We start from the raw sequence: 21790 nt of genomic DNA, 5'->3' as shown, positions 1-21790 counted from the left end.
CGGCGGGCGATGCGGCATGAATCCTTGTTGGCCGGGATCAGGTAACCTCGCAGCCTTCGGATATGGCTGTGTTGTTAACCCGACACGGCACCTGGATGCCGCGCTCCTCGATTCCACGCTTATGCAATCAATTGTTGTTTCCTTTTTTTTGGCCCTGCCCTGGCTCAATCCGTTTGCGCTTGGCCCCTCCCCGGGCGTTGTACCCTGGCTGGTGACGCTCGCCGCAACGCTGGCCCTGGTCTTTTATGCCTCGTTGCGCAATGCCTCGGGCGGAGCGCCGTACGGTGCTTCTTTTGCGCAGCGCTGGGCGAGGCCGGCGGCATGGGCCTGGTTGATCGCCGGACTGGTCAGCAGCTTGATTGGCTTGATCCAATACTTCGGCTTTGCGGCCGCCCTGGGCGGCTGGGTAAGCCCAACGATGCCGGGAGAGGCGTTCGCCAACCTCCGGCAGCGCAACCAGTTCGCCAGCCTCACCAATATCGCCTTGGCGGCGTTGGTCTGGATCGCGCATCAACGTGCTGCCTCGGAAACGCGTCAGTGGCGGGTGTATCTTGGGGTCGTCCTGCTTGCCGCCGGTAACGCCGCATCGTCTTCCCGCACGGGGGTGCTGGAGCTGCTGGTGATTTGCGCGCTGTTCGGCGTGTGGGGGGCATGGCGCCAGCCTCGTGTTCTGAGGGTGTTGCTGGTGGCGGTGCTGGCCTATGGAGCGGCAACGCTGGCATTGCCCTGGTTGCTGGGGCTTGACCCGGGGGCTCACGGCATGGTGGCTCGCCTGCGCGGCGGTGAACTGGCATGTGCCAGCCGCATCGCGCTGTGGTCCAACGTGCTTGACCTGATCGGGCAGAAGCCGTGGCTGGGCTGGGGCTGGGGAGAACTGGACTATGCGCACTACGCCACCTTGTATGCCGGGACGCGGTTTTGCGACATTCTGGACAATGCGCACAACCTGCCCTTGCACCTGGCGGTTGAACTGGGCATTCCGCTGGCGCTGCTGATCTGCGGCATCGGCGTGTGGTGGGTGGCGCGACGGCGCCCCTGGCGCGAGACGGATGCCGTACGCCAGCTGGCCTGGAGTGTGCTGGCGGTGATCCTGTTGCACAGCATGCTGGAATACCCATTGTGGTACGGGCCGTTTCAGGTCGCTTTCGGCGTGTGCATCGGAATGCTGTGGCGTGCTGCAGGCGTGTCATCGGGGTTTGCCGTGCCGAGGGCGGCAGCTCTGAGGGGGCTGCTGGCCGCTGTTTTGATGGCGTGTTGCGCTTATGCGGCCTGGGACTACCACCGCGTCAGCCAGATCTACAGGCAACCCCAGGACCGCACTGCGGCCTACCGTGACGGCACCTTGTCCAAGATTCGCGATTCATGGCTGTTTCGCAGGCAGGTCAGCTTTGCCGAGCTGAGCCTGACAGCCCTGACGCGGGACAATGCGCAGTGGACTTTCAACACGGCGACGGCCCTGCTGCACTACTCGCCCGAGCCGGTGGTGATTGAAAAAGTGATTGAAAGCGCCGTGATGCTGGGGCTTGACGACGAAGCCGTGGCGCATCTGGCGCGGTATCGGGCGGCGTTTCCGACGGAGTATGCGCGCTGGGCGGCTGCAAATTCGCGCCTGCCGGCGGACGGTGTGCGCTTGCCTTGAGCCGGCTCTCAGGGATTGGTGAAACTACCGGATTTACCGCCGTGCTTTTCAAGCAGCTTCACGTCGGTGATGACCATGGCGCGGTCGACCGCCTTGCACATGTCGTAAATCGTCAACAGGGCGACCTGCACGCCTGTGAGGGCCTCCATTTCCACCCCGGTCGGGCCGACGGTTTCCACGGTGGCCCGGCAGGTAATGCTGGAATCGCTCTCCCCGGGAAGGAAGTCGATCGCAACGCGGGTCAACGCGAGCGGATGGCACAGGGGAATCAGGTCGCTGGTTTTTTTTGCGGCCATGATGCCGGCGATGCGCGCGATGCCCAGCACATCGCCTTTTTTGGCGTTGCCCGCCAGAATGATGGACAGCGTCGCCGGATTCATTACGATACGGCCCTGCGCCAAGGCGATGCGATGCGTCGTCGCCTTGCCCGCCACGTCAACCATATGGGCCTGGCCTTGGCCGTCAAAGTGGGTGAGTGCGGGAGAGGACGCCATGCTTTTACGAAACCTTTACAACAAGCCTTCATCATAAGACCATGTTTGTGAATCGAAGCCCTCTGACGAGCCGTTTGCTGGCGGCAGGCGTGCATTTTGGTATCAGTGTGGCCATCGCGGCGCTCGCGGCATGGCTGGTATTTGAGATTTGGTACCCCTACCCTTACCGGGAAATCTCCGGCGGCCGAGAGCTGTTTTTTATCGTGGTGACGGTCGACGTGATCATGGGGCCGCTGTTGACGCTGGCGGTATTCGACGTCAAAAAATCCGCCAGAACCCTCAGGCTGGACCTCGCGGTGATCGGGCTGTTCCAGGTTGCGGCGCTGTTATACGGGCTATGGACGGTGATGGTGGTCCGTCCGGTGCATCTGGCCTATGAGATGGATCGTTTCAGGGTCATCCACGCCATTGAGATTCCCAAGGATGAGCTGAAGCTGGCGCCGCCGGAATTTCAACGGCTTTCGCTGATGGGGCCGACGCTGCTTTCGCTGCGGGATTTCAAGGACAATAAAGAGCGCTTCGATGCGACCTTGACGGCGTTGGCAGGTGTGCCGCTTGGCGCTCAACCCGCTCTTTGGCAACCCTATGCGCAAGCAAAGTCACAGGTGCTGGCCCATGCGCGCCCGCTGGCCGAATTGAAGAGCCGCTTCCCGGACCGTACCGCGGAAATTGACGACGCGCTGAGATCAGCCTCGCGCGCCAGCGATGTGGCGGCGTCCACCGGCTACATTCCGATGATTGGGCGCAAGGATTTCTGGACTGCCCTGGTTGATATCCGTACCGCCGAGGTAATCGCTTTTGTACCCATTGATTCGTTCTAGGGGGGCTCTGTCGGGTCGGCGCCTGGCTTTGAGCCGGCTGGCACTGGGCGCCCTCGTGTTTATGGCGTCCGCCCATTTCTCACTAGCCCAGGCGCCCGCCGCTGTGCCTGGCACCAGCACGGGCTCCTTGCCGTCGCTCGGTGAGACTTCCGAGCTGTCGGCCGCCGCGGAGCGCCGCATCGGCGACCGTATCGCCGCCAGCATTTACCGGGATCCGGACTACATCGACGACCCGGTGCTGGACGACTACCTGCAAAGCGTCTGGCTGCCGCTGGTGGCCGCCGCGCGAACCCGCGGTGAACTGCATGCGGAGCTCGACGAGCGCTTTGCCTGGCAGGTGTTCCTGATCCGGGACCGGAGCATCAATGCATTTGCCTTGCCCGGCGGTTATTTCGGCGTGCACCTGGGTCTGATCGGTGCGGTCGGCAGTGTGGACGAAATGGCCGCCGTGCTCGGGCACGAGCTGAGCCACGTCACACAGCGGCATATCTCGCGCATGCTGACGCAGCAGTCGCGCCAGACCCCCTGGATGATCGCCGCGATGATTCTGGGTGCGCTGGCTGCCGGAAAAAGCGGCGACATGGCCAGCGCCGCCATCGTCGGCGGGCAGGCGGTTGCCGCGCAGAACCAGCTCAATTTTTCCCGGGACATGGAACGGGAGGCCGACCGAGTCGGTTTCGGTGTCATGACCGATGCCGGCTTTGAAAGCCGTGGCGTGTCGGCCATGTTTGAAAAGCTGCAGCAGGCTTCGCGCTTGAATGACAACGGCTCTTTCCCCTATTTGCGTTCCCATCCGCTGACCACCGAGCGTATCGCCGAGGCGCAGGCGCGGGTGCAACTGGCCTCCCTGGAGGCCGCCAAGCCCTTGCGTGAAAAGGAAATCGAGACCGGCAAGGCCCTGGTGCTGCACGCCATGATGGCCGCGCGCGCGCGCATCCTGGCCGCGCCGGGCGTCGACGCGCTGCGCTCCATGGTGGCTCAGGCCCAGCGCCGCGGCAACCCCGCCCCGCTGCAGTCGCCCGCTTCGGCGGACAACGCGCGCGACGCCGGCACCTTGTACGCGGGCGCTTATGCGGCGGCGCAGCTGCGTGATTTTCCGGGCGCCAAAAGCCTGCTGGAAAAACTCCGGCCGCTGATCGTGGCCGACATGCCGCAAGCCGCCAGCGCGGCGGATCTTCTCGCCGTTGAAATCGACCTGATCGCCGGTGTCGTCCCCCCGACGGCGGCGTCCGCCGACATCGCCAAGGCGACAACCCGCGCGGAGGTGTTGACCCAAGCCCGGTCATTAATGGCCGCACACCGCGCCCAGGACGTGTCAAACCGCCTGCAGACCTGGGTGGCCGCTCACCCCAAGGACGCGATGGCCTGGCAGCTGCTCGCCGTGGCCTACGGCAACCAGAACCAGAACGTGCGGGCGATTCGCGCCGATGCGGAGAGCCGGGCGGCGCAACTGGACTATCCGGCGGCGCTGGACCGTTTCAAGGCGGCACAGGGCCTCATGCGCAGCAACCCCGCCAGCGCCGATTACGTGGAGGGTTCCATCCTCGATACGCGCACGCGCCAGACCGAGTCACTTATCAAGGAACAGGCGCTCCAGGACAAACTCGATCGCTAGCTGCAGCACTGAGTAAATCAGCGAACCGATCAGCGCGGCGCCGAAGCCGGCGACGTTCAGGCTGCTGGTCAGGCTGGCCGCAGCCCAGAACATGAGCGCGTTGACCACGAAGAGGAAGAGCCCCAGCGTCACCAGCGTCACGGGCAGCGTCAGCAACACCAGGATGGGACGCACCACCATGTTGAGCGCGCCCAGCACGGCCGCCGCGATCAGCGCGCCGGTGAAGCTGCTCACCGTCACACCGGAATAAAGATACGCCACCGCCAGCAGGGCGGCCGCACTGAAAAGCCACTTGAGGATGAGTTTCATGGCCGAAGAATACCACCGGGCCACCCAAAGAAAAATGCGCCCCTGGGGGCGCATTGACGGCTTGCGGCAGGCCCGGTCAGTCGGTTGCCACCAGCAAGCCGGCGCTTGCCAGCGCTGTGGCGTAACCCAGCACGCCATGGCTTTCCTGGGCTTGCGAGGCCGTCACGGGCTGCATGTCCTGCCCGAACTTCGGCCGGCGGGCATCCAGCACGCGCGCGGCGCCATGCTGCTTGATCAGGGTTTCGGTTTGCGTGATCAAGGTGGTCTGCGCCAGCTGGGTCAACACCGCGTCACCCTCCCGCTGCAGCAGGGGCGTCAATTGCGCGAAGACCTTTTCCGCCCACTTGCCGCGCCAGCTTTCCCGTGCGCTGTGCGTCACCCATTTGCTGACGCGGTGCGTCACGCGGGGTGCACAGCCGACCACGATCCAGCGCGTCGGGTTGCGAGGGCCGCCGTCCGGCAGCATGGGCTGCAGCATCTGCAGTGCATAGGTGGCGTCGTCAACGTACACGATGATGTTGTCCATGAAGTTCTCCTTGAGTTGTCGTCGTTTTAGAAAGCTTGCTGGTTGCTGAAAAGAGGGAGCGCAGGCTCCCCGGGGATTGCGGGTTTCAGTGCGGGATCAGTTTTGCGTCGGTGTTCGAGCGATTGCGCCGGGTGGCCCACCAGCCCGCGCCGAGCACGCCGGCGACCGCGACTGCGTAAGTGATCCACTGGGCGGCCGTATGCAGGTTTTCAGCCGCAGGCAGCGTGTTCGGGCCGCCGTAGATCGGGTCGAGCAACTGTTCGCTCACAACCATCTTGGCGGCGGTGAAAGCCAGCACCGCGGCGCCCACGTTGATGATGATGGGGAAGCGCTCCACCAGCTTGAGCACCATGGTGCTGCCGAACACCACGATGGGGATGCTCACCAGCAGGCCGATGACGACCAGGTCGAACGCGCCGTGCGCCGCGCCGGCCACGCCCAGCACGTTGTCGACGCCCATCAGGGCATCGGCCACCACAATGGTTTTCATCGCGCCCCAGAAGGTGCTGGCGATAGGCCCGTCGTGTTCCTTGTCGCCCTGGTCGGCCAGCAGCTTGTAGGCGATCCACAGCAGTCCCAGGCCGCCAATGAGCATCAGCCCGGGAATCTTCAGCAGCCACACCACGCCGACGGTCATGGCGGAGCGGACCACGATGGCGCCGACCGTGCCCCAGACAATGGCTTTTTTCTGCAGGGTGGGCGGCAGGTTGCGCGCGGCCAGCGCGATCACGATGGCGTTGTCGCCTGCGAGCACCAGGTCAATGAGGATGATCGCCAGCAGGGCGGACCACCAGGGGGCGGTAAATAATTCCAAGTTCACACTCCATGTCAAGTTTCGACTTGGAAATCCGCAGGAACGGATTTCCGGATTCGCGAAACCGGAAAAGGCTTGTGAGTAGTTCGGGTCAGGAAACTGGTGCCGCGAACGCCTCGATCAAACCTGTTCAGGTTTCAATCGAAGGTCTGGCTCGACATGCAGTGTCGCTGCATGCCCAACAAGCCGGAAGTGTGAACTTCGTAATGACGACTTGTTGTAGCGATTTTGCTGTGGTGTCTGTTATTGAATATTGCAGCAAAACGAGGGAGTTACTCCCCTTCGTCTGCACATTTGACAATAAAAATGGATTTTTTGCAAATGCTGGTTAAACCCGTACGGTGAAGGCGATGCCGCCGTCTGCCCGATAATGAGTGGCCCGGCCCTGCGGCTTCGCGCATCCTCTTTCTTGGCGCGGCCAGCCACCCATTTGGTATCTTATTTCCCATGCCCGGCATCCACATCACCGACATTGAAGCGGCCATCAATTACTGGCGCGACAAAAAACCCTCGCCCGACGGCGTAACGCTGGCGCCGGAATTGCGCGCCCTGGCCGAGGTCTATGCGCTCATGGTTTTTTACCATGAGGATGAGGCCGACGAAAAATCCTTTCCGGCCAAGGCGCACGCGGCCTGGCGCACCTGGTACGACACCACGGCCGACACGCCCTGCATCGCCATCTGCTCGACCAGCCAGGGTGATGCCCTTTGCAAAGGATGCGGCCGCACGTTTGACGAAGTGCAGCACTGGCCCGAAATGACGCCGGGCGAAAAGCGCGCCACCTGGCGGCGCATCACGCAGGAGGCGACGGCCTGGCGCTTTGGCCGTTATGCCGATCGGGCGCTGGAAAACAAAATGCCGGCGCCCTCCGACGAAAAGGACCCGGCCTGACACGGCTACGCCATGCTCAGACTGGCCCGCGCTCCCAATATAGCCATTGCCGCGCTGTGGGTGGACGCCCTGCAGCAGGCCGGTTTTTCGGCCAGCGCGCAGCGTTATTACCTGGGCGGCGTGGCCGGCGAATTGCCGCCCGACCAGTGCCTGCCTGAAGTCTGGCTCACGCACGACCACGAAGAGGCCAGTGCGAAAGAGTTGCTGCACCGGTTGCAGAACATGCCGCAGCGGCGCTGGCTGTGCGCTGCCTGCGGCGAAATTGTCGAAGGCGGTTTCGAGCAATGCTGGCAGTGCGGCGCGGACATGCCGACGCCGCCTGCGGCGTCCGCCTAGACGCGCTTGGCCAGTTCGGCCGCCAAGCCGACGTAAGTGCCTGGCGTCATGGCCAGCAAGCGGGTTTTCTCTGCTTCGGGAATTTCCAGCGAACGGATCAGCGCGTGCAGGTCTTCGGCCTTCACGGTTTTGCCGCGCGTGACTTCCTTGAGCTTTTCATAGGCGCCCTGCACGCCGTAGCGGCGCATCACGGTCTGTATCGGTTCGGCCAGGACTTCCCATGAGCTGTTGAGGTCGTCGCTGAGCGCTTCGCGGTTCAGTTCGAGCTTGTTCAGGCCCACGCTCAGGGAGTTGTAGGCCAGCACGGCGTAGCCCAACGCCACGCCCATGTTGCGCAGCACGGTCGAGTCGGTCAGGTCGCGCTGCCAGCGGGAGATCGGCAGTTTTTCGCTCATATGGCGCAGCAGCGCATTGGCCAAGCCCAGGTTGCCTTCGGCATTTTCAAAGTCGATGGGGTTGACCTTGTGCGGCATGGTGGACGAGCCGATCTCGCCTTCCTTCAGGCGCTGCTTGAAATAACCGACGCTGACGTAGCCCCAGATGTCGCGGGCCAGGTCGACCAGGATGGTGTTGGCGCGGGCCACCGCGTCGAACAACTCCGCCATATAGTCGTGCGGCTCGATCTGGATGCTGTAGGGCTGGAAGGTCAGGCCCAGGCCCAGCGGCTCGGGTGTTTCAATCACGCCGCGGCTGAAAGCTTCCCAGTCGAAGTCGGGCCAGGCCGAGAGGTGCGCGTTGTAGTTGCCCACGGCGCCGTTCATTTTGCCCATCAGTTTGACGGCGGCGATTTTTTCGCGCGCATTGGCCAGGCGCACCACGACGTTGGCGATTTCCTTGCCGACCGTGGTTGGGCTGGCGGTCTGGCCGTGCGTGCGGCTGAGCATGGGCTCGTCGGCGAACAGGTGGGCCATGTCGCGCAGCTGGCCGATCACTTTGTCGAGCGCCGGCAGCACGACCAGGTCGCGGCCGCTTTTGAGTTGTAGCGCGTGGCTGGTGTTGTTGATGTCTTCGCTGGTGCAGGCGAAGTGCACGAACTCGCTGGCACCCTTGAGTTCTGGCCGGGCTTCGAATTTGGACTTGATCCAGTATTCGACGGCTTTCACGTCGTGGTTGGTGGTTTTTTCGATGTCCTTGATGGCCGCGGCGTCGCTTTCCGAGAAATTCTTGACCAGGCCCAGCAGGTAGGTGCGGGCGCCCGGGCTCAACGGCTTGAATTCGGCGAATTTGGCGTCGGACAGGGCGATAAACCAGGCCACTTCCACCTGGACGCGGCGGTGCATATAGCCCTGCTCGGACATCAGGGGGCGTAATTGGGCGAGTTTGCCGGCGTAGCGGCCGTCCAGAGGGGACAGGGCGTTGATGGTGGAAAACGGGTTGGAAGAGCTCATCCTCCAATTGTAGGCGGGGCGCCTCCCGTGACCCGGCCGGCGCCGGCCCGCGACTGTCGCGATTTGCGACGCTTTGGGTGCCGGTCAGCCGGTGGCCGGGCTAAGTCGATAGAATGCACTTCCCTCGGACCACGATCTCACACCACCATGAAACTCATCGGATCCGCCACCAGCCCCTACGTGCGCAAAGTGCGCATCGTAATGGCCGAGAAAAAGCTCGATTTCCAGTTCATCCTGGAAGATGTCTGGGCGGCGAACACCACCATCACCGCGTCCAACCCCCTGGGCAAGGTGCCTTGCCTGGTCATGGAAGGCGGCGAAGCCGTGTTCGACTCCCGTGTGATCGTCGAATACCTGGACACCCTGTCGCCTGTCGGCAAGCTGATTCCCACCCAAGGCCGCGAACGCGCCGAAGTGAAAACCTGGGAAGCCCTGGCCGACGGACTGGTCGACGCCGCCATTCTGGCGCGCCTGGAGGCCACCTGGAGCGGCCGAGGCGCCAAGCAACGCAGCGACGCCTGGATAGACCGCCAGATGGGCAAGATAGATGCGACCCTGAAGGCCATGAGCACCGGCCTGGGTGACAAGGCCTTTTGCAGCGGCATCCACTTCAGCCTGTCGGACGTGGCAGTGGGCTGCGCGCTGGGCTACCTCGATCTGCGTTTCACGCAGGTCAAATGGCGTGAGCTCTATCCCAACCTCACCAAGCTGCAGGACAAGTTGATGCAGCGCCCCAGCTTCGCGGAAACGATTCCGCCGGGCTGAAGTGTCCCTGCGCACGCTCGCGTGGGCACAGTCCGCCAAGCCGGCGGTCGTGAACACGGCTTGAGCCTGTGCAATCCATCGAGGTGATTTCCGTAGCCAGCCCGGCGATGCCGGAACTGAGGGCCGCTGTGCACAAGCGCGCCGCCTATGGGCGGGGGCCTTGCCGGCTGGAATATAAAAATGCTGCGAAGCGCCCCGGCGCGAACGAGGGAGGGAGGGAGGAGGAGGAGCGCCCCGGGATTGCAGCTGGGCCTGGACGGCTCAGAAGGCTTCGCAACAATGAAACTGTTTTTTGCCAGCGCTGCTTGTAACGGCAAATTGCGCTTGCACAAGTATGAGCGCGCCGGTGCCCGGTAGTTCCCGAAGCGGCAGACGCGACTGGTAAATTTTTGTTAATGAGCCGCCGACGCTTCGCTGCACCGTTATGGGGCTGCCAGTTGTTTTTCGATTTCCTGGATGAAGGCGGGGCTGGCCGGGTCGGCCTTGGAATTGAAGCTTGCGACGCTGACGCCGTTCCGTGCGATCACGTATTTGTAGAAATTCCAGCGCGGTGTGGTGCCTGTTTTGGCCGCCAGCTGCTTGAAAAGAGGATTGGCGTTCTTGCCGGTCACGATGGTTTTGGTGAACATGGGAAATTTCACCCCGAAGGTGTTCTCGCAGAAGTCCGCGATTTCCTTGTTGCTGCCGCTTTCCTGCGAGAAATCGTTGGAAGGAAAGCCCAGCACGACCAGCCCCTTGTCCTTGTATTTGGCGTAGAGCGCTTCCAGTCCCTGGTACTGCGGCGTGAAGCCGCAGAAGCTGGCGGTGTTGACCACGACCACCACTTTCCCGCTGTACTGGCAAAGCGATTGCGGCTTTTCGTCCTGCAGGCGCAAAAAGTCCTGCTGCAGGAGGCCGGTGCAAGCTGCGGGCGCAGGGTTGACCGGGCCAGCGGGGGCCGCCATGGCCGGGTATGTCGTCAGGAATGCGCCGCAAGACAGCGTGCCCAGTACAAGGATTCGGAGTGTGAAGGCTGGCATGGTTAAACTCTCGGGCAGTTGTCAGGTGGGATGCGATTCATTCTGGCGCTTTTTGTTCACCGTACAGGTTTCAGGGGATAGCTCCTGCTGAATTTACGCAGCGTGACAGTTGCCGGATTCAAGCAGCATTTTGAACGGAAACCATGGCTAACATGGCGCCCAAGTAGGTGAACATGCCGGAATCGACCCCGAAATTGCCTGATTTGCCGGTAAATTGACGGCAAATCGCAAGTTGTCATATTCCCCGCCTAAAATCACCCCAGTACCCAGGATGTGTCGGCAGGCCATCCAAGGCAGATTTATCTGCGTATTCGATTGCGAAGGAGTTCATATGCTTTATCCCGAACTGTTCAAACAACTTGAATCCGTCCGATGGGACATGGACAAAGACATTCCATGGGCCAGTTTTGACCCGGCCAAGCTGACCGACGAACAGGCGCAGACCATCAAGATGAACGCCATCACCGAATGGTCCGCGCTGCCGGCCACCGAGATGTTCCTGCGCGACAACAAGGACGACAGCGATTTTTCCGCCTTCATGTCGATCTGGTTTTTCGAAGAGCAAAAGCATTCGCTGGTGCTGATGGAATACCTCAAGCGCTTCCGCCCGGACTTGGCCCCCACGGAAAAAGAATTGCACGAAGTGCGTTTCGAGTTCGAACCCGCGCCCGCGCTGGAAACCCTGATGCTGCATTTTTGCGGCGAAATCCGCCTGAACCACTGGTACCGCCGCGCCAGCGAGTGGCATACCGAGCCCGTCATCAAGCAGATCTACACGCAGCTGAGCCAGGACGAAGCGCGCCACGGCGGCGCCTACCTGCGCTACATGAAGCGCGCCATCAACAACTTTGGCAACGAGGCAAGAACCGCCTTCACCAAAGTCGGCGTGCTGATGGCCAGCGCCCGCCGCACGGCGCAAGCCTTGCACCCGACCAACCTGCACGTCAACAAAAGCCTGTTTCCGCGCGACACCATCCAGAGCCGCCTGCCCAATCCCGAGTGGCTGGAGCATTGGCTGGACACGCAGATCAAGTTCGACGCAGTGTGGGAGGGAAAGGTGGTCGAGCGCATCCTGCACAACCTGAGCCTGCTGATGAACCAGAGCTTCAAGACGGTGCAGGAACTGAACCGCTACCGCAAGGAAATCGGCAAGGAGCTTGCCGGCTCCATCGCCACCAAGCCTGCTCCCGCCGGCGCTTGATGGTCGAGGGTATGGCACGGGCATTCCGTTAAAGTCGCGGGATGTCCAGCGATCCCCAAGCTCCCCACTTCCTGAAAAAAATCGTTTCCCGCGAGGATGCGCCGCGGCGCCTGGCCGCGCTGCCCCGGCCCATCGTCTTCACCAATGGCGTGTTTGACGTGCTGCACCGCGGGCATGCCACCTACCTGGCCCATGCGCGCGCGCTGGGCGGTAGTCTGGTGGTGGCCTTGAACACCGATGCCTCGGCCCGGCGGCTGGGCAAGGGGCCGGACCGGCCGCTCAACAACGAAGAGGACCGCGCCGTCATGATGGCGGCGCTGGAATCGGTGAGCCTGGTCACCTGGTTCGACGAGGACACGCCCCTGGAACTGATCACCGAACTGCGGCCCGACCTGCTGGTCAAGGGTGGCGACTACGACATGGACACACTGGCCGAGACTGCCGTGGTGAAAGCCTACGGCGGCAAGGCGCAGGCCATCCCGTTTGTGGATGGGTATTCGACTACCGCGCTGGTGAAAAAAATCAGGGCTGCGCCGGGCGGCCGCTGATCAGACTGCCTTGGCGATCAGGACGGCATTGGAGCCGCCGAATGCGAAGGAATTGGACATCACCGCGCGCAGGCCCTTGGCATCGCGCGGCGTCAGCGGGACGTAGTCCAGGTCGCAACGCGGGTCGGGATTGTGCAGGTAGGCCGTGGGCGGCAGTTTCCCGGCGCGCAGGGCCATCACGCTCGCAATGAACTCCATCGCGCCCGCCGCGCCCATGGCATGGCCGTGCACGCCTTTGCTGGAACTGATGGGCAGGCGCGCGGCCAGGTCCTGGAAGGCCAGTTTGATGGCGCTGGTTTCCACCACGTCGCCCACGTCTGTCGCTGTGCCGTGGGCATTGAGGTAACCGATGTCGCTGGTCTGCAGCCCGGCGTCCGCCAGCGCCAGCGTCATGGCGCGCGCCTGGCCTTGGGCGTCGGGTTGCGTCAAGTGGTGGGCGTCGGTGGTGGAGGCATAGCCGCAGAGTTCGGCCAGGATGGTGGCGCCGCGCCGCTTGGCGCTTTCCCATTCTTCCAATACCAGCATCGCGGCGCCTTCGGCCAGCACCAGGCCGCTGCGGTCGGCCGAGAAGGGCCGGCAGGATGTTTCGGCGCCGTCGGGATGCGGCCTTGCCAGGGTATGCATGGCCTGCCAGGCCTTGATGGTGCCGCGGTTAAGCAGCGCTTCCGAGCCGCCCGCGAGCATGGCATCGGCATAACCGTGACGGATCTGCCGGAAGGCTTCGCCGATGGAGGTTGCCGACGAGGCGCAGGCGTTGGAGATGGTGCTGCTCGGCCCTTTCAGGCCGAATTCCATCGATACATGGGCGGCAATGGCGTTGTTCATCGCCAGCACGACGGTCATGGGGCGCAGGCGCGCGACTTTTTGCTCCAGTAATGCCGTGTAGGCCACATCGGTGGAACTGGCGCCGCCGCTGCCCGTGCCCAGGGACACGCCAAAGCGCTCCGGCGCGAAGCTGTTTTGCAGTGAGGCGGGATCGCCCAGGCCGGCTTGCGCCATGGCTTCCCGGCCCGCCACCAGCGCAAACTGGCTGACGCGGTCCATGGTCAGGAGCCGCGCGCGAGGAAAGTGGGGGTCGGGATCGAAATCGATCGCACCGGCCAGCACGCTTTCGGTGCCGGTGGGAAAGGGAATGTCGATGGCCCGGATGCCGGAGCGGGCGGACAGCAGCGAGTCAAAAAACGCCGGTGTACCGGTCCCAACGGCGGAGATGACGCCCAGACCCGTAATGGCAACGCGACGCATGGTGTCCTGGGGCGCCTGCCAGGGGCTTAAGCGGCGGGCTTGCCCGATGGCAGCAAAGGCTCAATCAGCTGGACCATCTCGGCCAGCGTCCGCGGCGGGTTGGCTTGGTCGGGAATCTGGATGCCGAACTGGTCTTCGATCTGGAACAGGAATTCGATGACCGCGAGGGAGTCCAATCCGAGGCTCTCCAGCGTGGCATCGGGCAGCAATTTTTCTTCGCTGATGCCAAATGTCTCGGCAAAAAGATTGATCAAATCAGAATTCATCACCCAACCAGTACGTAAGTATGCAAAGCTTGATTGTCCCACCATCGCCATGACAGCTGGCTATTGTTCAACCCCCAGGTTATTTTACAAAAGCGGTGGCCTTGTTTTTATGGCTTCAGGGTGTGTACATCTGCCGGACGGCATCCGACAGGCTGAACGTTCCCAGGAGCTCCCCTAAATAACTGACGGGCGCCGGCGCAATGGCCGCCGCACCGATTTCGGCGTGCAAACGCGCATTGCTGAACACCGCATCAGCCGTCAAAAAAGGCAGGTAGGGTTGCAGTGCGTCGAACATCCAGCGCTGGCGGGCGAATTTGGGTGTCGGCACGTAATCGCGCCCCCGCATCACCAGCTTGCCGATGCCCGGCATGGTGGCCGTCAGTTCATCGGCCAGAGCTTTGAACGTCATGGAGTCTTCGCCGGTTGACACGTGGTAACAATCATGGGCCAGTTCGCCCTTGAGCAGCATCTCGGCAAAGGCGCTGGCGATGAAGTCCACAGGCGCGAAATCGAGCTTGGCCAGGGGGTCCAGCGGGACATCACCCAACTCGGCCATCACGGGAATCGACCATAGCATGTTGCGCGAGAGCTTGGCGTCGTCAATGCCGCGCGACAGCACGATGCCGGGACGCAGGCTCACAAAGGGGCTGCCGCTGGCGCGCAGCAGGGTTTCGGCGTCGCGCTTGGACTTGATGTAGTCGTTGGCATAGCCCGCGAAGGGCATGTCTTCGGTGATCACGCCGCGCGGCTCGGTGGTGACTGCCGCCGTGCCGACGAAAAAGCCGCGCTGCGAAGGCGCCAGGTTTTTGAGGATGCCGGAGAACTGCTCGGCCGCCTTGATGTTGATGGGGTACACCCCCGCGCCGGGTTTGAACGAGGTGCTGGCTGCCGAGTGCAGGATCACGTCTGCCGACTGCAGCACGGCCGTGCTCAGGCCGAAGTTGGGCTCAATGACGTCGCCTGCCTCGGCGGAGACCATTTCGGCGAATTCGGGTTTCCACAAAACGCTCTTTTTGAGGCGCTCCATGAGGCGGTCACGGGCTTGGTTCGAATCGGCGGCGCGCACCACAGCAGTGCTGTAGACGCCGCGCGCGGCCAGAAGAAGCATTAACTCGCCGCCAATCAGGCCGGTTGCGCCCGAAAGCAGTACGCGTTTTGACATGTGAAGAAATGTAAAGCTGAGCCCATGAGTATAAGCCAGCCCATATGACAGGCGAGCCACTCTCATTGGGCGCGGTTGCTCTAAACCCCCAGTTTCAGCACAATCTCACGCTCGCGTGGTTTTTTAAGGGTAAACCCGGACTTTACTTTCCTGCCTGCTCCGCGGCCGGTGCTTCCGGTTGGCTCTGGCTGCCGCGCTGGCCGCGCAAGCGCCTCGCGGTACGGGCAATGAAATGCTCCAGGTCGTCGATATAGGTGAAGACGGCCGGCACCACCAGCAGGCTCAGCACGGTGGAGGTGATCAGGCCGCCGATCACGGCAATCGACATCGGCGAGCGAAAGCTCGGGTCCGCCGCGCCGAAGCCCAGGGCGATCGGCATCATGCCGGCGCCCATGGCAAGCGTGGTCATGATGATGGGCCGCGCGCGCTTGTGGCAGGCGTCCAGCAGCGCGTCCCAGCGCGACATGTTGTGGTCGCGCCGGGCCACGATGGCGTACTCCACCAGCAGGATGGAGTTCTTGGTGGCGATGCCCATCAGCATGATCAGGCCGATCAGCGAGGGCATGGAAAAGCTCTTTTGCGCGATCAGCAAGCCGACGAAGGCGCCGCCCAAGGACAGGGGTAAAGCGGCAAGAATGGTCACCGGGTGCAGGAAATCCTTGAACAGCAATACCAGCACGATGTAGATGCACAGCACGCCGGTCAGCATGGCCAGGCCGAAGCTGGCGAACAGCTCGCCCATGACCTCCGCATCGCCGATTTCCACCACTTTCACGCCGGCCGGCAGGTTCTTGATGGCCGGCAGCAGTTTCACGGCCTCGGTGATGTCGCCCAGGGCGCGGCCGGACAGCTCGATCTCGAATTTGACGTTGCGCGAGCGGTCGTATCGGTCTATCACCGCCGGACCGCCGGTGACTTCGAGCGTGGCCACCTGCCCCAGCATGACCGGGCCTACGCCGGGCTTGACGCTGGGCACCGCCAGGCGCTCCAGCACGCTGAGGTCCTTGCGCGCCTCGTCGTCGAGTTTCACGACGATAGGCACCTGGCGCTGCGACAGGTTCAGCTTGGGCAGCGATTCCTCGTAATCGCCCACTGTGGCGATGCGCAGCGTCTCGCCCATGGCGGCGCTGGTCACGCCCAGGTCGGCCGCGCGGGCGAAGTCGGGCTTGATGGCGATTTCAGGCCGTACCAGGCTGGCGCTTGAGGAGATGTTGCCCAGGCCAGGGATGGTGCGCAGGTCTTTTTCCACCGCCATCGCGGCGGTTTGCAAGGCATTGGCGTCTTCGGCCGTCAACACCAGCACGTAGGCTTCGCCGGAACCGCCCAGGCCGACCTTGCTGCGCACGCCGGGCAGCGATTCCAGCGCCGTGCGCATTTTGCTTTCGATGCCCTGCTTGCGCGGGCGCTCGCTGCGCTCGTCCAGCAGCACCGTCAGCGTGGCTTTGCGGGTTTCGGCCGCGCCCTGCATGGCGAAGGGGTCGCCGCCGGCGGTGCCGCCGCCTATGGTGGTGTAGACGTTCTTGACGTGTTCGACCTTGCTGATGAGCTGGCGCGCATGCTCGGCCGAGGCCTTGGTCTGCGCCAGCGTGGCGCCGGGTGGCAGCTCCAGGTAGACCTGGGTCTGCGAGTTGTCGTCGGGCGGGATGAACCCCGTGGGCAGCAGCGGCACCAGCGCCACCGAGCCGAAGAAGAACAGCGTGGCCATGGCCATGGTTTTCACCCGGTTCTTCATGCACCAGGTGGCCGCGCGCATGTACCACTTCATCCACGCCGGGTCGGTGTGCGTGCCGACCACGGGTTTCAGGATGTAGGCCGCCATCATGGGCGTCAGCACCCGCGCCACCACCAGCGAGGCGAACACGGCCAGCGAGGCCGTCCAGCCGAACTGCTTGAAGAACTTGCCGGCCACGCCGCTCATGAAGGCGGTCGGCAGGAACACGGCGATCAGGGTGAAGGTGGTGGCGACCACCGCCAGGCCGATTTCGTCGGCCGCTTCCATGGCGGCCTCGTAAGGTGTTTTCCCCATGCGCAGGTGGCGCACGATGTTTTCCACCTCGACGATCGCATCGTCCACCAGGATGCCGATCACCAGCGAGAGCGCCAGCAGCGTGATCACGTTGATGGAAAAGCCCAGCAGATTCATGCCGATAAAGGCCGGGATCACCGACAGCGGCAGCGCCACGGCGGAGACAAAGGTGGCGCGCCAGTCGCGCAGGAACAGCCACACCACCAGCACCGCCAGGATGCCGCCTTCATACAGCAGGTGCATGGAGCCGTCGTACTCTTCCTGCACGGGTTTCACGAAGTTGAAGGCCTCAACAAGCTCCACGTCGGGGTGTTGCTGCTTGAGCTCGGCCAGCGCCGCCTGCACGGCCGCGCCCACCGCCACTTCACTTTCGCCGCGGCTGCGCGCGACTTCAAAGCCGACGACGGGCTTGCCGTCCAGCAGCGCGGCCGCGCGCGGCTCGGCGGTGGTGTCGGTCACGGTGGCGACCTGGTCAAGGCGTATGCGCCGGCCGTCGCTCAGGGCCAGTTCGATGCGGCCCAGTTCTTCGGCCGACTTCACCGTCGCCAGCGTGCGCATAGGCTGCTCGCTGCCGCCCAGGTCGGCGCGCCCGCCGGCGCTTTCGGTCTGCACCTGGCGCAGCTGGCGCGAGATGTCGGACGCCGTGGCGCCCAGGGCCTGCAGGCGCGACGGGTCCAGCGCGACGCGCACTTCGCGCGAGACGCCGCCCACGCGGTTGACCGCGCCCACGCCGCGCACGGCCAGCAGCTTGCGCGAGATGTCGTTGTCGACGAACCAGGACAATGCCTCCTCATCCATGCGTGGCGAGCGGATGGTGAAGGCCAGCACCGGCTGGCCGGCCAGGTCCATCTTGGAGACGACCGGGTCGCGCACGTCGGCCGGCAGTTCGCCGCGCACCTTGGAGACCGCGGCGCGCACGTCGTCCACGGCTTCCTGCACGGGTTTTTCAAGGCGGAATTCGGCGGTGATGGTGACCCCGCCGTCCTGCACCTTGGTGTAGATGTGCTTGAGGCCCTGCACTGTGGCGATGGAGTTTTCGAGTTTGCGCGCGACTTCGGTTTCAAGCTGGGCCGGCGCAGCGCCCGGCAGCGAGGCCGCCACGCTCACCGTGGGCAGGTCGATGTCGGGAAAGTTCTGTACCTTCATCGCCTTGAAGGACAGCATGCCGGCAAACGTCAGCAGCACAAACAGCATGACGGCCGGAATCGGGTTCTTGATCGACCAGGAGGAGACGTTCATGGCCTGTTCCTTACTTGCTGGCGGCTGCGGCCGGTGCGGCAGCCGCGCTGTCGCTCACCCGGACCAGGTCGCCGTCGTTCAGGAAGCCCGCGCCACTGACGATGACGGGCGCGTCCGCTGCCAGGCCCGAAGTGATCTCGATGCGGTCGCCGGCCAGCCGGCCGGTCTGCACCTTGAGCTGGGTGATGCGGTTGTCCGGGTTGAGGCGAAAGACGTAGTTGAAGCCGTCGCGCACCACCAACGCTGGCTGCGGCACCGTCAGCGCGGGCGTCGCGCCCAATTCAAACTCCCCACGGGCGAACATGCCGGCCTTGGCCGGCGAAGCCATGCCCGCCGACACCGGCAGGTCCACGTAGACCAGCGCCGCGCGGGTTTGCGGATCCACGCTGGGGGCGATCATGCGCACGCGGCCCTTGAGTTCGGCGCCGCTGGCGGCGACCACGGTGGCCACCGTGCCGGCCTTGATGCGGCCCAGCTCGGCCGAGGTGACTTCGGCGCGCCACTCCAGCCGGCCGCCGCGTATCAGGCGGAACAGCTCGGTGCCCTGCGGCACCACCGAGCCGACGGTCGCGGTGCGGGCTGAAATCACGCCGCTGTCGGGCGCGAGCACCTGGGTGTTCTTGCCGCGCAGCTGCTGCGCGTCGAGCACGGCTTTGGCTGCCTCGACGCGCGCCTTGGCGGTTTGCTCGGCGGTGTTGTACTGGTTGATCTGCTGGTCGCTCAGCGCGCCGGAGCTGGCCAGCGTGCGTGCGCGCGCCGCGTTGTCAGCCGCGTCGGCCGCATTGGCCTGCGCCTCGATCAGGCTGGCGCGCGCCTGCGCGGTGTCGGCCTGCACGCTGTCGCCCGAAAACACCGCCAGCACCTGGCCGGCCCTGACCTGGTCGCCCACGTTGGCCTGCACTTCCACCAGCCGCAAGCCGTTGGACTCGGAACCGATCACCGCCTCCTGCCAGGCCGTGATGTTGCCGTTGGCGCTGAGCTTGACCGGCAGCGTCATCTGCTTCGGCAAGGCGGTGGCCACGGTCAGGGCCGGCTTGGATGTGGCGGGCTTGGCATCGCCCTTGGCCTCGGACCGGGTGAGGAAGAAGGCGGCGCCCCCCGCAACCAGCACGGCAGCAGCGATCAAGGCGATGGTGACGGGTTTGAGTTTGAATGTTGGCATGGTGTGCAAAGGGTCTGTCGTGAAAGGGGCAGGGTGGTCAAGCGGCATCAGGGCGCCGTGATGGCGGCGGGGGTGAAGGGGGCGGAAACGTCCGACGCCAGAGGCAGCACCGGCGGCTCGGCAGTCGTCCAGCCGCCGCCCAGCGCGCGGTACAGCGCCACCCAGGCGCTGCGGCGGTCGCGCTGCAACAGCACCACGTTGCTTTGCGCGGCCAGCAGCGTGCGGCGCGCGTCTTCGAGTTCGACCAGGCTGGCCAGCCCGCTCTTGTAGCGCGCCTCGGTGCCGGTGAAAGAGGCGGCGTAGCCCTGCGCCGCAACCAGGGCGTCTTCGTTGCGCTCGGCCGTGCTTTGCAGCTTGACCAACGCTTCTTCCACTTCCTGCACGGCTTTGCGCACGGCGGCGCGGTACTGGGCCGCCGCGTCTTCGTAGCGCGCCTTGGCGGCTTCCACGTTGGCATCGCTGGCGCCTCCGTCAAACAGCGGGACAGTCAGCTGCAGCGGCCCTACCGTCCAGGTGTCGAAGCGTTGCGTCGAGGCGCTGGTGCGCGACTTGGTGGTGAAGACCGAGCCGCTCAGGCTCAGGCGTGGAAAGCGCTGCGCGCGGGCGCTGCCCACTTCAAGATGGGCCGCGTCCACTTCGCGTGCCGCGTTGAAGATGTCGGGCCGCTGGGCCAGCACTTCGGCCGGCACGCCGAAGACCGGCGCCATGGATTCCTGCGTCAGGTCGGCCGGCGTGCTGGCCAGTTTTTGCCGCAGCGTGGGCTCGGCTATGGCCGTCAGCGCGACCAGCGCCTTGATGTCCAGGTCGCACAGCGTGCGTTGCTGGATGGCGTTGCCGTGCCCTTCAGCGGCACTGGCGCGGGCCAGCGCCGCGGTGGCGGGCGCCTGGAAGCCGGCCTTGGTGCTCAGGTCCGCCAGCCGCGCGGTTTCGGCGCGGGAAGCCGCATCGGAGCGCGCGACGTCCAGCAGTTTTTCGCAGGCGCGCAGGCTGTAGTACTGCGTCGCGACTTCGGCGGCCATCGACACGCGCGCCGCATGCCAGGTCGCCTGGGAGCCTTCAAAACGTTGCTGGTCGGCGTCCCGGCTGGCCGCGTACTGGCCGAACAGGTCGATTTCCCAGGAGGCCTGCAAGCCCGCGTCGAGGGTGGTGGCAATCGGCGGCACCGCCCGGTTCACCGGTGCGGAGCGGCCGCGGCTGGCGCTGGCGACGGCGTCCACCGTGGGCAGCAGCGCAGCGCCGGAGGCCACGCGCGAAGCCCGCGCCTGCTCGATGTTGGAACGCGCCGTCGAGACGGTGGGGCTGACGGCCTCCGCCGCCATGATCAGTTCGACCAGCAAGGGGTCGTTCTGTTGCTGCCACCACTGCGACAGCCCGGCCAGCTTGCCCTCGTGCGGCAAGGCCGCCGTGGTGCCTGCCGCCGGTGCCGGCAACGGGGCTTGCCACTGCGTGGGAACCGGGGCTGCGGGCATGTTGTGGGGCAGGTCCGTGGCGCAGCCGGCCAGCAGCAGCGCGCAGGCGGCAAAAATCCCCAGCGCGGGCAGGCGAGACGGCTCACGCCGGAAATCAGTTTTTGTCATGGCTTGCGTTTTTCTGGCGCGGCGTGCCCGCGGTGTGATCGGGAAGGTGTTTTCGGCGCGCCACTTCGACGGCGACCATGGCTTCGGCATACGCCACCAGGCTGGCGGCCCAATGGTCGACGGCATCCGGCGTGTTGAACAGCTGGGGCCGGATCGCGTCCACTACCTCGCGGCTGATGAACATGTGGATCGCCAGGCCGGTGATGGAAAACGCCAGCCGATGCACCTCGTCGTCGGCTTTGGTGATGCCGAGGTGGCGGCACAGCACCTTCACCAACGCGGCATGCGCCGGCTTGATACCCTTGTCGATTTCCTCGGCCCAGAGGCCCGTGGGCTCCAGCATCTCGCGGAAATGCAGCCTGGTGGACAGCTGCACCAGTTCGCCCTGGCGCAGCGGCTCCAGGAAACCCGAGAAAAATCCCTCCAGGGACTGGTGCAGCGTGAAGTGCGGCTGGTTGTACAGCGCGATGTCGTCGCGCGCGCTGCCCAGCGGCTCGGTGAACACGGCCCGGTACAGCCCGGCCTTGTCGCCGAAGTAATAACTGATCGCCGCCACATTGGCGCAGGCGGCCTGTGCGATGTCGCGGATCGAGGTCTTGGCAAAGCCTTTTTCGGAGAACAGGCGCAGCGCCGTGTGCAGCAGGTGCACCCTGGCATGGGCGCCGTCGGAGCGCTGCTTGCGGGCTTCGCCTTCAGGGCCTGCCGCACGCGGGGATGTTTTGGGGCGAGGGTCGGCATTCATGTGCC

At 64.3% G+C, this 21790-nt stretch carries 22 protein-coding genes; 9 read left to right on the top strand and 13 right to left on the bottom strand.

The genetic code is table 11. The annotated features are described in order from the left end of the window. Positions 1-121: 121 nt before the first annotated feature. A complete protein-coding gene (locus ACLV8F_RS15700) occupies positions 122-1639 on the top strand; it encodes a PglL family O-oligosaccharyltransferase (protein WP_411885135.1) in 1518 nt (505 codons plus the stop codon). 8 nt (positions 1640-1647) lie between these two features. Here the strand turns inward: ACLV8F_RS15700 and moaC are convergent, their stop codons facing one another. Further along, a complete protein-coding gene (moaC, locus tag ACLV8F_RS15695; protein WP_411885134.1) occupies positions 1648-2133 on the bottom strand; it encodes a cyclic pyranopterin monophosphate synthase MoaC in 486 nt (161 codons plus the stop codon). A gap of 41 nt (positions 2134-2174) precedes the next feature. Between moaC and tfpZ the strand changes: the two genes are divergently transcribed. Next, complete coding sequence (gene tfpZ, locus ACLV8F_RS15690; RefSeq protein WP_411885133.1) at positions 2175-2954, top strand: TfpX/TfpZ family type IV pilin accessory protein; 780 nt, start codon at positions 2175-2177, stop codon at positions 2952-2954. Positions 2955-3015: 61 nt separating this feature from the next. After that, a complete protein-coding gene (locus ACLV8F_RS15685) occupies positions 3016-4569 on the top strand; it encodes a M48 family metalloprotease (RefSeq protein ID WP_411885132.1) in 1554 nt (517 codons plus the stop codon). On the opposite strand, the gene ACLV8F_RS15680 is transcribed toward ACLV8F_RS15685, so the two are convergent. From ACLV8F_RS15680 to ACLV8F_RS15670, 3 genes are all read right to left on the bottom strand, one after another. Further along, on the bottom strand, positions 4525-4878 hold the full coding sequence (locus ACLV8F_RS15680; RefSeq protein WP_411879191.1) for a phage holin family protein: 354 nt from the start codon (positions 4876-4878) through the stop codon (positions 4525-4527). The genes ACLV8F_RS15685 and ACLV8F_RS15680 overlap by 45 nt on opposite strands. A 76-nt stretch (positions 4879-4954) precedes the next feature. Next, entirely contained in the window at positions 4955-5404 is a 450-nt protein-coding gene (locus ACLV8F_RS15675; protein ID WP_411885131.1) for a hypothetical protein, read from the bottom strand. An 85-nt stretch (positions 5405-5489) separates the two neighbouring features. Continuing rightward, entirely contained in the window at positions 5490-6218 is a 729-nt protein-coding gene (locus ACLV8F_RS15670) for a TerC family protein (protein ID WP_411885130.1), read from the bottom strand. An 11-nt stretch (positions 6219-6229) separates the two neighbouring features. Between ACLV8F_RS15670 and ACLV8F_RS15665 the strand changes: the two genes are divergently transcribed. The 3 genes from ACLV8F_RS15665 to ACLV8F_RS15655 all read left to right on the top strand — a co-directional run bounded on the left by ACLV8F_RS15665 (position 6230) and on the right by ACLV8F_RS15655 (position 7445). Next, the gene (locus ACLV8F_RS15665; RefSeq protein WP_411885129.1) at positions 6230-6550 is read left to right on the top strand and encodes a hypothetical protein; all 321 of its coding nucleotides are present in this window, start codon (positions 6230-6232) and stop codon (positions 6548-6550) included. A gap of 115 nt (positions 6551-6665) precedes the next feature. Continuing rightward, positions 6666-7109 carry a DUF3717 domain-containing protein gene (locus tag ACLV8F_RS15660; RefSeq protein WP_411885128.1) on the top strand — a complete coding sequence of 148 codons (444 nt, stop codon included), beginning with the start codon at positions 6666-6668 and terminating at the stop codon, positions 7107-7109. A 12-nt stretch (positions 7110-7121) separates the two neighbouring features. Further along, positions 7122-7445 (top strand): DUF2007 domain-containing protein, encoded by a 324-nt coding sequence (locus ACLV8F_RS15655; RefSeq protein ID WP_411885127.1) that lies wholly within the window; start codon positions 7122-7124, stop codon positions 7443-7445. On the opposite strand, the gene purB is transcribed toward ACLV8F_RS15655, so the two are convergent. Continuing rightward, a complete protein-coding gene (gene purB / locus ACLV8F_RS15650) occupies positions 7442-8833 on the bottom strand; it encodes an adenylosuccinate lyase (protein WP_411885126.1) in 1392 nt (463 codons plus the stop codon). The two genes, ACLV8F_RS15655 and purB, sit on opposite strands and share 4 nt — an antisense overlap. Positions 8834-8980: 147 nt before the next feature. On the opposite strand from purB, the gene ACLV8F_RS15645 reads away from it, so the two are divergent. Continuing rightward, a complete protein-coding gene (locus tag ACLV8F_RS15645) occupies positions 8981-9598 on the top strand; it encodes a glutathione S-transferase family protein (protein WP_411885125.1) in 618 nt (205 codons plus the stop codon). 422 nt (positions 9599-10020) lie between these two features. Here ACLV8F_RS15645 and ACLV8F_RS15640 read toward each other — a convergent pair whose 3' ends face one another. After that, positions 10021-10617 carry a glutathione peroxidase gene (locus tag ACLV8F_RS15640; protein ID WP_411885124.1) on the bottom strand — a complete coding sequence of 199 codons (597 nt, stop codon included), beginning with the start codon at positions 10615-10617 and terminating at the stop codon, positions 10021-10023. Positions 10618-10948: 331 nt separating this feature from the next. Here ACLV8F_RS15640 and ACLV8F_RS15635 point away from each other — a divergent pair, with 331 nt between their 5' ends. Both ACLV8F_RS15635 and rfaE2 read left to right on the top strand, forming a co-directional pair. Beyond that, complete coding sequence (locus ACLV8F_RS15635; protein ID WP_411885123.1) at positions 10949-11818, top strand: ferritin-like domain-containing protein; 870 nt, start codon at positions 10949-10951, stop codon at positions 11816-11818. 41 nt (positions 11819-11859) lie between these two features. Next, positions 11860-12366, top strand: coding sequence for a D-glycero-beta-D-manno-heptose 1-phosphate adenylyltransferase (gene rfaE2 / locus ACLV8F_RS15630; RefSeq protein WP_411885122.1), 507 nt, complete (start codon positions 11860-11862; stop codon positions 12364-12366). Here rfaE2 and ACLV8F_RS15625 read toward each other — a convergent pair whose 3' ends face one another. The 7 genes from ACLV8F_RS15625 to ACLV8F_RS15595 all read right to left on the bottom strand — a co-directional run bounded on the left by ACLV8F_RS15625 (position 12367) and on the right by ACLV8F_RS15595 (position 21785). Then, complete coding sequence (locus tag ACLV8F_RS15625) at positions 12367-13611, bottom strand: beta-ketoacyl-[acyl-carrier-protein] synthase family protein (protein ID WP_411885121.1); 1245 nt, start codon at positions 13609-13611, stop codon at positions 12367-12369. It abuts the gene before it with no gap. Between the two features lie 26 nt (positions 13612-13637). Further along, complete coding sequence (locus tag ACLV8F_RS15620; RefSeq protein ID WP_411885120.1) at positions 13638-13877, bottom strand: acyl carrier protein; 240 nt, start codon at positions 13875-13877, stop codon at positions 13638-13640. A gap of 115 nt (positions 13878-13992) precedes the next feature. Then, on the bottom strand, positions 13993-15039 hold the full coding sequence (locus ACLV8F_RS15615; protein WP_411885119.1) for an SDR family oxidoreductase: 1047 nt from the start codon (positions 15037-15039) through the stop codon (positions 13993-13995). A 142-nt stretch (positions 15040-15181) separates the two neighbouring features. Continuing rightward, on the bottom strand, positions 15182-18304 hold the full coding sequence (locus tag ACLV8F_RS15610; protein WP_411885118.1) for an efflux RND transporter permease subunit: 3123 nt from the start codon (positions 18302-18304) through the stop codon (positions 15182-15184). Positions 18305-18314: 10 nt separating this feature from the next. Then, entirely contained in the window at positions 18315-19466 is a 1152-nt protein-coding gene (locus tag ACLV8F_RS15605) for an efflux RND transporter periplasmic adaptor subunit (protein ID WP_411885117.1), read from the bottom strand. A gap of 47 nt (positions 19467-19513) precedes the next feature. Next, positions 19514-21043: an efflux transporter outer membrane subunit gene (locus tag ACLV8F_RS15600; RefSeq protein WP_411885116.1), complete on the bottom strand. Its 1530-nt coding sequence runs from the start codon at positions 21041-21043 to the stop codon at positions 19514-19516. Continuing rightward, positions 21030-21785, bottom strand: a complete 756-nt coding sequence (locus tag ACLV8F_RS15595; protein WP_411885115.1) for a CerR family C-terminal domain-containing protein — start codon at positions 21783-21785, stop codon at positions 21030-21032. The genes ACLV8F_RS15600 and ACLV8F_RS15595 overlap by 14 nt, the downstream gene beginning before the upstream one ends. Positions 21786-21790 lie beyond the last annotated feature (5 nt).

The organism is Polaromonas sp. YR568, from assembly GCF_943369675.1.
Taxonomy (GTDB): Bacteria; Pseudomonadota; Gammaproteobacteria; order Burkholderiales; family Burkholderiaceae_C; genus Polaromonas.
This window is presented reverse-complemented; position numbering and strand designations above follow the sequence as displayed.

What these genes read in the sequence shown, in the direction of transcription:
- ACLV8F_RS15700 (WP_411885135.1), top strand. Translation starts at nt 122, where the DNA reads ATGCAATCAATTGTTGTTTCCTTTTTTTTGGCCCTGCCCTGGCTCAAT.
- moaC (WP_411885134.1), bottom strand. Translation starts at nt 2,133, where the DNA reads ATGGCGTCCTCTCCCGCACTCACCCACTTTGACGGCCAAGGCCAGGCC.
- tfpZ (WP_411885133.1), top strand. Translation starts at nt 2,175, where the DNA reads ATGTTTGTGAATCGAAGCCCTCTGACGAGCCGTTTGCTGGCGGCAGGC.
- ACLV8F_RS15685 (WP_411885132.1), top strand. Translation starts at nt 3,016, where the DNA reads ATGGCGTCCGCCCATTTCTCACTAGCCCAGGCGCCCGCCGCTGTGCCT.
- ACLV8F_RS15680 (WP_411879191.1), bottom strand. Translation starts at nt 4,878, where the DNA reads ATGAAACTCATCCTCAAGTGGCTTTTCAGTGCGGCCGCCCTGCTGGCG.
- ACLV8F_RS15675 (WP_411885131.1), bottom strand. Translation starts at nt 5,404, where the DNA reads ATGGACAACATCATCGTGTACGTTGACGACGCCACCTATGCACTGCAG.
- ACLV8F_RS15665 (WP_411885129.1), top strand. Translation starts at nt 6,230, where the DNA reads ATGTCAAGTTTCGACTTGGAAATCCGCAGGAACGGATTTCCGGATTCG.
- ACLV8F_RS15660 (WP_411885128.1), top strand. Translation starts at nt 6,666, where the DNA reads ATGCCCGGCATCCACATCACCGACATTGAAGCGGCCATCAATTACTGG.
- ACLV8F_RS15655 (WP_411885127.1), top strand. Translation starts at nt 7,122, where the DNA reads ATGCTCAGACTGGCCCGCGCTCCCAATATAGCCATTGCCGCGCTGTGG.
- purB (WP_411885126.1), bottom strand. Translation starts at nt 8,833, where the DNA reads ATGAGCTCTTCCAACCCGTTTTCCACCATCAACGCCCTGTCCCCTCTG.
- ACLV8F_RS15645 (WP_411885125.1), top strand. Translation starts at nt 8,981, where the DNA reads ATGAAACTCATCGGATCCGCCACCAGCCCCTACGTGCGCAAAGTGCGC.
- ACLV8F_RS15640 (WP_411885124.1), bottom strand. Translation starts at nt 10,617, where the DNA reads ATGCCAGCCTTCACACTCCGAATCCTTGTACTGGGCACGCTGTCTTGC.
- ACLV8F_RS15635 (WP_411885123.1), top strand. Translation starts at nt 10,949, where the DNA reads ATGCTTTATCCCGAACTGTTCAAACAACTTGAATCCGTCCGATGGGAC.
- rfaE2 (WP_411885122.1), top strand. Translation starts at nt 11,860, where the DNA reads ATGTCCAGCGATCCCCAAGCTCCCCACTTCCTGAAAAAAATCGTTTCC.
- ACLV8F_RS15625 (WP_411885121.1), bottom strand. Translation starts at nt 13,611, where the DNA reads ATGCGTCGCGTTGCCATTACGGGTCTGGGCGTCATCTCCGCCGTTGGG.
- ACLV8F_RS15620 (WP_411885120.1), bottom strand. Translation starts at nt 13,877, where the DNA reads ATGAATTCTGATTTGATCAATCTTTTTGCCGAGACATTTGGCATCAGC.
- ACLV8F_RS15615 (WP_411885119.1), bottom strand. Translation starts at nt 15,039, where the DNA reads ATGTCAAAACGCGTACTGCTTTCGGGCGCAACCGGCCTGATTGGCGGC.
- ACLV8F_RS15610 (WP_411885118.1), bottom strand. Translation starts at nt 18,304, where the DNA reads ATGAACGTCTCCTCCTGGTCGATCAAGAACCCGATTCCGGCCGTCATG.
- ACLV8F_RS15605 (WP_411885117.1), bottom strand. Translation starts at nt 19,466, where the DNA reads ATGCCAACATTCAAACTCAAACCCGTCACCATCGCCTTGATCGCTGCT.
- ACLV8F_RS15600 (WP_411885116.1), bottom strand. Translation starts at nt 21,043, where the DNA reads ATGACAAAAACTGATTTCCGGCGTGAGCCGTCTCGCCTGCCCGCGCTG.
- ACLV8F_RS15595 (WP_411885115.1), bottom strand. Translation starts at nt 21,785, where the DNA reads ATGAATGCCGACCCTCGCCCCAAAACATCCCCGCGTGCGGCAGGCCCT.